Origin of the sequence: Klebsiella sp. C360 (genome assembly GCF_048822415.1) — a bacterium.
In the GTDB taxonomy this organism is placed as follows: domain Bacteria; phylum Pseudomonadota; class Gammaproteobacteria; order Enterobacterales; family Enterobacteriaceae; genus Klebsiella; species Klebsiella quasipneumoniae.
This window is the reverse complement of record NZ_JBMEZZ010000020.1, coordinates 25,042-34,163: the sequence shown is the minus strand read 5'-3', so window position 1 is coordinate 34,163 and position 9,122 is coordinate 25,042. Positions and strand designations below refer to the sequence as shown.

Here is a 9,122-nt window from a genome sequence, read left to right as displayed (position 1 = left end):
GATGGAGGCGCATTATAGGGAGTTCTCGAGCGCCCGCAATAGAAAAATGGCAGAAAAATGACTGACTGCTGCATTCCCCAGCAAAACCCCGCTTTATACCTCTTTACACACAGAATTATCCACAGGAGAGCGTCAAAACATGACCGAACGCCCCGCGGATCGGCAGCTATATAGAAGAAGAACCATCGGCCTAAAGAGAAAGATAAAAATTCGCGAGCGTTGCGCAAACGTTTTCGTTACAATGCCGCGCTATGACACGGATGCCCGGTTGGGTGCGTTAGGTGAGTTTTTAGGCAAAAACTCACCTAACGCTCTCTGTAATGTTCAAATCCTGGGGATTTAATACCATGCAACAACGTCGTCCAGTCCGCCGCGCTCTGCTCAGTGTTTCTGACAAGGCCGGTATCGTCGAATTCGCGCAGGCGCTTTCCGCTCGTGGTGTCGAGCTGCTGTCCACCGGCGGCACCGCCCGCCTGCTGGCAGATAAAGGCCTGCCGGTAACCGAAGTCTCTGACTACACCGGTTTCCCGGAAATGATGGATGGACGCGTGAAGACCCTGCATCCGAAAGTACACGGCGGCATCCTCGGTCGTCGCGGTCAGGATGATGGCATCATGCAGCAGCACGGTATCGCGCCTATCGATATGGTGGTCGTTAACCTCTATCCGTTTGCCCAAACCGTCGCTCGTGAAGGCTGCTCGCTGGAAGACGCGGTGGAAAACATCGATATCGGCGGCCCAACCATGGTCCGCTCCGCGGCGAAGAACCACAAAGATGTCGCCATCGTGGTGAAGAGCAGCGACTACACCGCCATCATTAATGAAATGGACGCCAACGAAGGCTCCCTGACGCTGGACACCCGCTTCGACCTCGCCATTAAAGCCTTCGAACACACCGCCGCGTACGACAGCATGATCGCCAACTACTTCGGCAGCATGGTTCCGGCCTATCACGGCGAAAGCAAAGAAGCCGCTGGCCGCTTCCCACGCACCCTGAATCTGAACTTCATTAAGAAGCAGGATATGCGCTACGGCGAAAACAGCCACCAGCAGGCTGCCTTCTATATAGAAGAGAATGTCAAAGAAGCTTCCGTGGCAACCGCTACCCAGCTGCAGGGTAAAGCGCTCTCCTATAACAATATTGCCGATACCGATGCGGCGCTGGAGTGCGTGAAAGAGTTCAACGAACCGGCCTGCGTGATCGTTAAGCACGCTAACCCGTGCGGCGTTGCCGTCAGCGACTCGATCCTTGACGCCTACGATCGCGCATACAAAACCGACCCGACCTCCGCGTTCGGCGGCATCATCGCCTTCAACCGCGAGCTGGATGCCGACACCGCGCAGGCGATCATCTCTCGCCAGTTTGTCGAGGTGATCATCGCCCCGTCCGCCAGCGAAGAAGCGCTGAAAATCACTGCCGCGAAGCAGAACGTCCGCGTACTGACCTGCGGTCAGTGGGAAGCGCGCGTTGCCGGTCTCGATTTCAAACGTGTCAACGGCGGCCTGCTGGTTCAGGACCGCGATCTCGGTATGGTCACCGCAGGCGAACTGCGCGTGGTCAGTAAACGTCAGCCGAGCGAGCAAGAGCTGCGCGATGCGCTGTTCTGCTGGAAAGTGGCGAAATTCGTCAAATCCAACGCCATCGTGTATGCCAAAGACAATATGACCATCGGCATAGGCGCCGGCCAGATGAGCCGCGTCTACTCGGCGAAAATTGCCGGGATTAAAGCCGGTGACGAAGGTCTGGAAGTGAAAGGCTCCGCCATGGCCTCCGATGCCTTCTTCCCGTTCCGCGACGGGATTGACGCCGCGGCTGCGGTCGGCATCACCTGCGTTATCCAGCCGGGCGGCTCTATCCGCGACGACGAAGTGATTGCCGCCGCTGACGAACACGGCATCGCCATGATCTTCACCGATATGCGCCACTTCCGCCATTAATTCATGGAGCTGCAGATGAAAGTATTAGTAATCGGCAACGGCGGGCGTGAACACGCCCTGGCCTGGAAAGCGGCCCAATCGCCGCTGGTTGATACCGTCTACGTTGCGCCGGGCAACGCAGGTACCGCGCTGGAGCCGTCGCTGCAAAACGTCGCCATCGGCGTCACCGATATTCCGGCGCTGCTGCGCTTCGCTCAGGATGAAAATATCGACCTGACCATCGTTGGTCCGGAAGCGCCGTTGGTGATTGGCGTGGTCGACGCGTTCCGTGCCGCCGGGCTCGCCATCTTTGGGCCAACCGAAGGCGCGGCGCAGCTGGAAGGCTCGAAAGCCTTCACCAAAGATTTCCTCGCGCGTCATCATATCCCGACGGCGGAATACCAGAACTTCACCGAGGTCGAGCCAGCGCTGGCTTACCTGCGCGAGAAAGGCGCGCCGATCGTCATCAAAGCCGACGGTCTGGCGGCGGGTAAAGGTGTTATCGTGGCGATGACCCTTGAGGAAGCCGAAGCGGCGGTCAAAGACATGCTGGCCGGTAACGCCTTTGGCGACGCCGGACACCGCATCGTCATTGAAGAGTTCCTCGATGGCGAAGAGGCCAGCTTTATTGTGATGGTCGACGGCGAGCACGTCCTGCCGATGGCCACCAGCCAGGATCACAAACGCGTCGGCAACGGCGATACCGGCCCGAACACCGGTGGGATGGGCGCTTATTCTCCGGCGCCGGTCGTGACTGATGAAGTCCATCAGCGCACCATGGAGCGTATTATCTGGCCAACCGTGAAGGGCATGGCCGCGGAAGGCAACACCTATACCGGTTTCCTGTATGCCGGTCTGATGATCGACAAGCAGGGCAACCCAAAGGTCATTGAGTTCAACTGCCGCTTTGGCGATCCGGAAACCCAGCCGATCATGCTGCGCATGAAATCTGACCTGGTAGAGCTGTGCCTCGCCGCCTGCGCCGGCAAGCTGGATGAGAAAACCTCCGAGTGGGATGACCGCGCATCGCTGGGGGTAGTGGTTGCCGCCGGCGGCTATCCGGGCAACTACAACACGGGCGATGAGATCCATGGCCTGCCGCAGCAGGAAGCGGCAGACGGTAAAGTCTTCCACGCCGGCACGAAACTGTCTGACGACCAGCGCGTGGTCACCAACGGCGGGCGCGTACTGTGCGTCACCGCCCTGGGCGATACCGTAGCGCAGGCGCAGCAGCGCGCCTATCAGCTGCTGACCGATATTCGCTGGGATGGCAGCTTTAGCCGAAACGATATCGGCTGGCGCGCCATTGAGCGCGAAAAGGCTAACGGCTAAGTTTCGCCAACAGCGTTTTCCGCGTAATGCCTAACTGACGGGCGGCTTCGGTTTTGTTGCCGCCCGTTTTTTCCAGCGCCGCCAGAATCACCTCTTTTTCGACTTCCACTAGCGGCTGAATCAGCCCCTCCTCGCTCCCGCCTGACGGCAGCGGCGTACCCGCGATCGCCAGCGGCAATTCCCGCCCGGAGATATAGTCCCCGGTCAGTAGCACCACCGCCCGCTCCACCGCGTTTTCCAGCTCGCGAATGTTGCCCGGCCAGGAGTAGTGGATCAGCAGGTCCATCGCCTGTGGCGTGAACCCCTTTACCGCCTTACGATTGCGTTCGGCATAGCGTTTGAGAAAGTGCTGCGCCAGCGGCGGAATATCTTCCCGGCGCCGGCGCAGAGGCGGCATCTCAATAGTCACGACGTTCAGCCGGTAATAGAGATCCTGGCGAAAACGCCCGGCGCTTACCTCTTCCGCGAGGTTGCGGTGGGTGGCGGCGATCAGCCGCACATCAACGGCAAGCGTCTGGTTGCTGCCGACCCGCTGCACCTCCCGCTCCTGAATCGCCCGCAGCAGCCGGACCTGCATCAATGGCGAGATATCGCCAATTTCATCGAGGAACAGCGTGCCGCCATCCGCTTCGACAAAGCGCCCTTCACGTCGCCTATCCGCGCCGGTAAACGCCCCTTTTTCATGCCCGAAGAGTTCCGACTCCAGTAGCGACTCATTCAGCGCCGCGCAGTTGAGCGTCACCAGCGGCTTATCACCGCGCCCGCTGCAGGCGTGGATGGCGCGCGCCACCAGTTCCTTACCGGTTCCCGACTCTCCATAGATCAGCACCGTCGCATCCGAAGGGGCTACCAGCGTAATATTATTAAGAAGCGCCTGCATCGCCGGGCTGTCGCCTATCATGCCCCAACGCGAACTCGCTGCGGCGGGGTGTTCGCCCTCGCTATGCCGGGTGTGTGCCAGCGCCTGGACTAACGTCTGCTGTAACGTGTCAAAATCCAGCGGTTTAATCAGATAATCCAGCGCCCCGGACTTGATGGCCTCCACCGCCGTATCGACGCTGGAGAATGCCGTCATGATCAGCACCGGGATCGCCGGGTTATAGGCTTTAATCTCTTTTAATGTCGCGATACCGTCCATCTCCGCCATGCGAATATCGCACAGCACCAGGTCGAAGACCTGCTGATGGATCAGCTCCAGCGCCTGCAGGCCGTTGTGGGCTAATACCACCTGATAGCCCCAGCCGCGCAGCAGCGCCTGCAGGATCGTGCAGTGGCTGATGTCATCATCGACAACCAGAATCTGTACCTTATCGCTGCTCATCTTCCCTCCGTTGAGCATCAATCGGTAGCCAAAGCGTAAATATCGCTCCGGCCCCCGGCTGACTTTCGGCGCGGATCGTCCCGCCATGTTGTTCGATAATATTCTGCACCACCGCCAGCCCCAGCCCGGTGCCGTCCGCTTTGGTGGTGAAATAGGGGGTGAAGATGGCCTGCAGCTCTTCGGCAGTCATCCCTTTACCGCTATCTGCGACGACGATTTTCATCCGCTGACGGTCAGCTTCGCTTGCCGATACGCGAATGACGCCGTCACGGCCAATCGCCTGCATCGCGTTCAGGTACAGGTTCAACAGCACCTGGTTCAGGCGGTCGGCATCGGCGTTGATCGTGGAGAGCTCCGGGCGCGGAGTGAATTGCAGCGCGATCCCGCGACTCTGCGCATCCTGGCTGATCAGCTGTAATGAGTGGTGGATAAGCGCGTTGATATCCACCGGCTGATAATTTAAATGCGCGGGCCGGACCAGCTCCAGCAGTTCGCTGACCACCCGGTTCAGGCGGTCGGCCTCTTTGGCCATCACCCGCGCTAACTGATGCGACTCGCCGCCCGGCGGCGTGCGCTCGGCAAAATATTTCGCCAGCCCTTTAATCGACGAGAGTGGATTGCGGATCTCGTGCGCCACGCCCGCCGCCAGATGGCCAAGCGCCACCAGTTTCTCTTTGCGGGCCATCGCCTCCAGCAGTTGTTTTCGCGAGCGGCGATAGCGGCGGAACCAGAACTGGGCGAGGATCGTTGCCGCTGTCACCAGCGCGGCGGCGCCCAGCATGATGACCATGTTCCGCTGCCCGCGGGCCTGCGCGGCATCCAGCTCACTGCTATCAAAGGCGATAAAAATCACCTGCGGGACGGTGGCTTGAGCCAGGGCGCTGTCGCCGCGATTCATCATGCCCCTATGGTGGCCGCGGGCCGGATTGAGCGGGCGAAACTGGCGATAGACCTCCATGGCCGGCTGCGGCTCGCTAAGCCGCCGCCAGCGCGCCTGTTCGCCAACCGCCAGCGCACGCATCTGCGCGGGGCTGTAGAGCGTTTGGCCCACCTGCTGCGGATCGCTGTGAGCGATGATGGTGCCATTGTCATCAGTCACCGCGAACCACAGGACGCCCGGCTGCCAGGCCATCTCTTCCAGCAGGGCCTGCAGCTGCGCGTGATGCATCCGCATTCCCATGCCGACGCGCGTGCCGGACTCCAGCGCGCGGATCAGTACGCTCCCCTTCTCCTCAATAGTGTGTCGGGCGGCGGTCGTCTCACGACCGTAATCGCGGACGATCATCGCGGAGAACAGCACCACCAGCAGCACCACCGTACCGGTCAGCAGCCAGCTCAGCGCGCCAGCGGCAGCGTCCCGTGAAAAAGGTTTGATCTTCATCGGCGAGTCCTTGTCATCTCCTTTTCGCTATCAGCAGGATCTTTCAGCAGAAATCATGCCATGTTTCCGCACGGCCAAACCTGCTCTCAAACATATCGCCTGCGCTTTAGCGAGTAAAAATGACTCGCCGGTCCCGGGCGGAACGGGTCATTTTTACTCGCCTTCTCTGCCACGGCCTCGGCAGACCTGTTCGGACGGGCTTCTTCAGGCTGGCATGGAAGATGCAATACCGAGAGAAACCACACAGGAGAAAATGCCATGAAACGGAACCGTAACTTACCCCTAGCCCTCGTCGCCCTTGCCGCGCTGACCTTCGGCAGCAACGCGGCCTGGGCCAACCACCACTGGGGCAACAATAACGGGATGGGCAACCAGGGCTACAGCCAGCTGACCCAGGAGCAGCAGGCTACCGCGCAAAAGCTGCATAACGATTACTATGCGCAAACCAGCGTCCTTCGCCAGCAGCTTCAGTCCAAACGCTATGAGTACAATGCGCTGCTCACGGCGCAAAAGCCGGACAGCGGCAAGATTGAAGCCGTCGCTCAGGAGATGGAAGGCTTACGCCAGAAGCTGGATCAGCAGCGGGTGAAATTTGATCTCGCGCTGGCTGAGGCAGGCGTTCCCCGCGGCGCAGGCATGGGATATGGCGGCTGTCGCGGTAGCGGCGGCGGTCATAGGGGCATGAATCACTGGTAAAGGTTAGAAGCTTTTTTCCGTCGGCTGCCAGGTGCAGAAGTTTTCATTGGCCACCAGCAGCAGTTGAGAGCCTTCCGGCGCCTCAAGCCAGGCAATGCTCACCGCGGCGGAAGCGTGGCTCTGGCGGCGTTCAATGTGCGCCAGAGCCCGACTATCGAGGTCGGGCGTCACCGTCTGCCCTTCGCAGGTCAGGACGGTATGCGCGGCGGCGTTCCAGCGCCCCTGACGCAGGACGACCCGACCCTGACGGAGGGCGTCGCTGGTCTGGCGGATCTGCTCGGCGCGATAACGGTACAGCGCGACCTGGTCGCTGGAGAGCTGCTGCTTCTGCCCGTCAACTTCCCGCTGCATAAAGCTCAGATCGCCCTGCGCGTCGAAGCGGGCGCGAATATGTTCCGGCGGCTTGCCGTAGACATTGAGTTCAATAAGCGTCAGCTGATCGCCCTGCCAGCGATATTCGCTGGTCGAGGTGTCCCCGTGACGCCACGGGCTGAAGGCGGCGAGAAGATGGACTTCATCGCCAGAATCTTTACGCCAGATACGCATCGCCCCCTGGTTGTCCGCATAACCGCTGGCGGTAAACGGTGGTAGCGACGCGTTATGGCTGCAGGCAGTTAGCAACAGGATGCCCGCCAGCGCCAGAGGCCGGCGCCAGACAGACAAAAGGGGCTTAATAGCCCCTTCGATAAAACTGTTCACTGCCACGCGGTCTTACTTAACTGCGTCTTTCAGTGCTTTGCCAGAAACAAATGCCGGCACGTTAGCTGCAGCGATTTTGATCTCTTTACCGGTCTGCGGGTTGCGGCCAGTACGCTCAGCGCGGTGGTTCACTTTGAAGGTACCGAAACCAACCAGTTGAACAGCATCACCTTCTTTCAGAGACTCAGTAATTGCAGCCAGGGTAGATTCCAGGGCAGCTTTAGCCTGTGCTTTGGACAGGTCAGCTTTGTCCGCAATTACATCAATCAGTTGAGTCTTGTTCATAAGTTATCCTTACAATGTGTTTATCGCTTGCTAAGCATCGAGTGCGACGGAAATGCCAAAAAAGCACCCTCCTGCATACACGCACCGATAGCCACTTTTTTTCGCCCTCCAAATGTAGACCAGACGGGGGGCGGAATGGAAGCCTTCAGACGCTACAATTCAGGCGGTAAATCACGTTTTCTGGTCTCACTGCTGAAAATTTATACCAATATTGCTCTCGCCGGCCTCACGCAGGTCCGCGCGCAGGCCTTTTATCAGCTCAAGGTCACGCTCTTCGCAGTCGGCCAGCAGGCGGAAAATTTCCCACTGAATGTCCCATTCCTGCTCTACCGCCGGGTTCGCTTTCAGCTCTTCGTCGGTCATTTCGCGGCCTTCCTGGGTCATTTCCAGCATCGCCACGGTGGTGATGGAGGTTTTGCTCACCTCGATCGCGTGCTCGAGCGTTTCGCCGCTCAGACGGGAATGGATCAGTTCGCTCAACGCCACGCAGGCGTCTATGGCCGGATAAACACCGTACAGGTCGAAATCATCTGCCGCCGGGATCGCCTCTTCCAGTTTCTCCAGCTGACTGTCGAAATTCACCTTCGCATCTTTGACCGTCAGCGTTTCCCAGATCAGATCCAGGATACGACGGTACAGCTGGCCGTCGCCAAACTCGGTTTGCTTGCAGAACATCGCGTAGTTGGGGTACATACGCTCGCACAGGCAGGCCATAAAAGTGACATGCTGCCAGCTTTCCAGCTTCTCCAGGCGCAGGTGAATCGGGTTTTGTAACATGATGAATTCTCGAAGTCAGAAATTAGGCGCAGTGTACCTGAATCAGCTGTGATTTGCTTGCCAACGCACAAATGACGGACGACGGGACGCCACCGCATCAGCCCAGCGCGTCGGCTCGGGCAGACGATAGCCTCGCATGCAGCGTTCGACCCACATTAAGGCGCTGTCCATGCCCACCCGGTGGCCGGTGCTAATAAACAGCGGGTTGCAGCGGACTTTACTGCGCCAGACCCAGGCCAGTTGTTCATTTTTATCCATCAGCGGGGCCAGCGCGCCGGGGGCATCACCCAGTTCGCCGATTTTTCCACACAGCCGTTTTTTCGCCACCCCGATGGTCGGCACGTCGATCATCAGGCCAAAATGGCTGGCGACGCCCAGCCGCCGGGGATGGGAAATACCGTGCCCGTCAACAAACAACAGGTCCGGTTTTTGCGAAAGCTGCTCCCACGCCGCCAGCAGCGCAGGCGTTTCGCGAAACGAGAGAAAGCCGGGAATATAGGGCATGGAGGTGGCGACGCGCGCCACCTGATACTCCACCAGCTCCAGTTCAGGCCAGGTCAGCAGCACCATCGCAGCTCGGGTGACCTCCCCTTCCTGCTCAAACCCAACATCCGCACCGCCGATCAATACTGGCGGGTCGCGATCCAGTCGATCCGCCCGCTCTACCGACGCGGCTAACTGTTGCTGTTGGATACGGAGTGCGGCTAAATCCATA

The 9,122-nt window shown here is 59.4% G+C and carries 10 protein-coding genes; 4 read left to right on the top strand and 6 right to left on the bottom strand.

Going from position 1 to position 9,122, the window contains the following annotated elements:
* The first annotated feature begins 139 nt into the window (after positions 1–139).
* Genes ACOI7D_RS26345 through purD form a run of 3 tightly spaced genes read left to right on the top strand, consistent with a single transcriptional unit; the run spans position 140 to position 3,248 of the window.
* Positions 140–343: a hypothetical protein gene (locus ACOI7D_RS26345; protein WP_032429052.1), complete on the top strand. Its 204-nt coding sequence runs from the start codon at positions 140–142 to the stop codon at positions 341–343.
* A gap of 4 nt (positions 344–347) precedes the next feature.
* Positions 348–1,937: a bifunctional phosphoribosylaminoimidazolecarboxamide formyltransferase/IMP cyclohydrolase gene (gene purH, locus ACOI7D_RS26340; protein ID WP_023291607.1), complete on the top strand. Its 1,590-nt coding sequence runs from the start codon at positions 348–350 to the stop codon at positions 1,935–1,937.
* A gap of 15 nt (positions 1,938–1,952) precedes the next feature.
* Positions 1,953–3,248 (top strand): phosphoribosylamine--glycine ligase, encoded by a 1,296-nt coding sequence (gene purD, locus ACOI7D_RS26335; RefSeq protein WP_043523029.1) that lies wholly within the window; start codon positions 1,953–1,955, stop codon positions 3,246–3,248.
* On the opposite strand, the gene zraR is transcribed toward purD, so the two are convergent.
* Both zraR and zraS read right to left on the bottom strand, forming a co-directional pair.
* Positions 3,238–4,569 (bottom strand): sigma-54-dependent response regulator transcription factor ZraR, encoded by a 1,332-nt coding sequence (gene zraR, locus ACOI7D_RS26330; RefSeq protein ID WP_049014812.1) that lies wholly within the window; start codon positions 4,567–4,569, stop codon positions 3,238–3,240. The two genes, purD and zraR, sit on opposite strands and share 11 nt — an antisense overlap.
* Positions 4,556–5,950 carry a two-component system sensor histidine kinase ZraS gene (gene zraS / locus ACOI7D_RS26325; protein WP_109548196.1) on the bottom strand — a complete coding sequence of 465 codons (1,395 nt, stop codon included), beginning with the start codon at positions 5,948–5,950 and terminating at the stop codon, positions 4,556–4,558. The genes zraR and zraS overlap by 14 nt, the downstream gene beginning before the upstream one ends.
* A gap of 258 nt (positions 5,951–6,208) precedes the next feature.
* On the opposite strand from zraS, the gene zraP reads away from it, so the two are divergent.
* Positions 6,209–6,646: a zinc resistance sensor/chaperone ZraP gene (gene zraP, locus ACOI7D_RS26320; RefSeq protein WP_109546756.1), complete on the top strand. Its 438-nt coding sequence runs from the start codon at positions 6,209–6,211 to the stop codon at positions 6,644–6,646.
* Positions 6,647–6,649: 3 nt separating this feature from the next.
* Here zraP and ACOI7D_RS26315 read toward each other — a convergent pair whose 3' ends face one another.
* The 4 genes from ACOI7D_RS26315 to nfi form a co-directional block, all read right to left on the bottom strand.
* Positions 6,650–7,345 (bottom strand): DUF1481 domain-containing protein, encoded by a 696-nt coding sequence (locus ACOI7D_RS26315; RefSeq protein ID WP_023319466.1) that lies wholly within the window; start codon positions 7,343–7,345, stop codon positions 6,650–6,652.
* A gap of 12 nt (positions 7,346–7,357) precedes the next feature.
* On the bottom strand, positions 7,358–7,630 hold the full coding sequence (hupA, locus tag ACOI7D_RS26310) for a nucleoid-associated protein HU-alpha (RefSeq protein WP_002884342.1): 273 nt from the start codon (positions 7,628–7,630) through the stop codon (positions 7,358–7,360).
* Positions 7,631–7,816: 186 nt separating this feature from the next.
* Positions 7,817–8,407 carry a YjaG family protein gene (locus ACOI7D_RS26305; RefSeq protein ID WP_004206742.1) on the bottom strand — a complete coding sequence of 197 codons (591 nt, stop codon included), beginning with the start codon at positions 8,405–8,407 and terminating at the stop codon, positions 7,817–7,819.
* A 42-nt stretch (positions 8,408–8,449) separates the two neighbouring features.
* A complete protein-coding gene (gene nfi / locus ACOI7D_RS26300; protein WP_023291601.1) occupies positions 8,450–9,121 on the bottom strand; it encodes a deoxyribonuclease V in 672 nt (223 codons plus the stop codon).
* Between the last annotated feature and the right edge of the window lies 1 nt (position 9,122).

Coding starts and splice junctions, on each gene's coding strand:
- zraR (WP_049014812.1), bottom strand. CDS start 4,569: ATGAGCAGCGATAAGGTACAGATTCTGGTTGTCGATGATGACATCAGC.
- zraP (WP_109546756.1), top strand. CDS start 6,209: ATGAAACGGAACCGTAACTTACCCCTAGCCCTCGTCGCCCTTGCCGCG.
- ACOI7D_RS26305 (WP_004206742.1), bottom strand. CDS start 8,407: ATGTTACAAAACCCGATTCACCTGCGCCTGGAGAAGCTGGAAAGCTGG.
- purD (WP_043523029.1), top strand. CDS start 1,953: ATGAAAGTATTAGTAATCGGCAACGGCGGGCGTGAACACGCCCTGGCC.
- zraS (WP_109548196.1), bottom strand. CDS start 5,950: ATGAAGATCAAACCTTTTTCACGGGACGCTGCCGCTGGCGCGCTGAGC.
- purH (WP_023291607.1), top strand. CDS start 348: ATGCAACAACGTCGTCCAGTCCGCCGCGCTCTGCTCAGTGTTTCTGAC.
- nfi (WP_023291601.1), bottom strand. CDS start 9,121: ATGGATTTAGCCGCACTCCGTATCCAACAGCAACAGTTAGCCGCGTCG.
- hupA (WP_002884342.1), bottom strand. CDS start 7,630: ATGAACAAGACTCAACTGATTGATGTAATTGCGGACAAAGCTGACCTG.
- ACOI7D_RS26345 (WP_032429052.1), top strand. CDS start 140: ATGACCGAACGCCCCGCGGATCGGCAGCTATATAGAAGAAGAACCATC.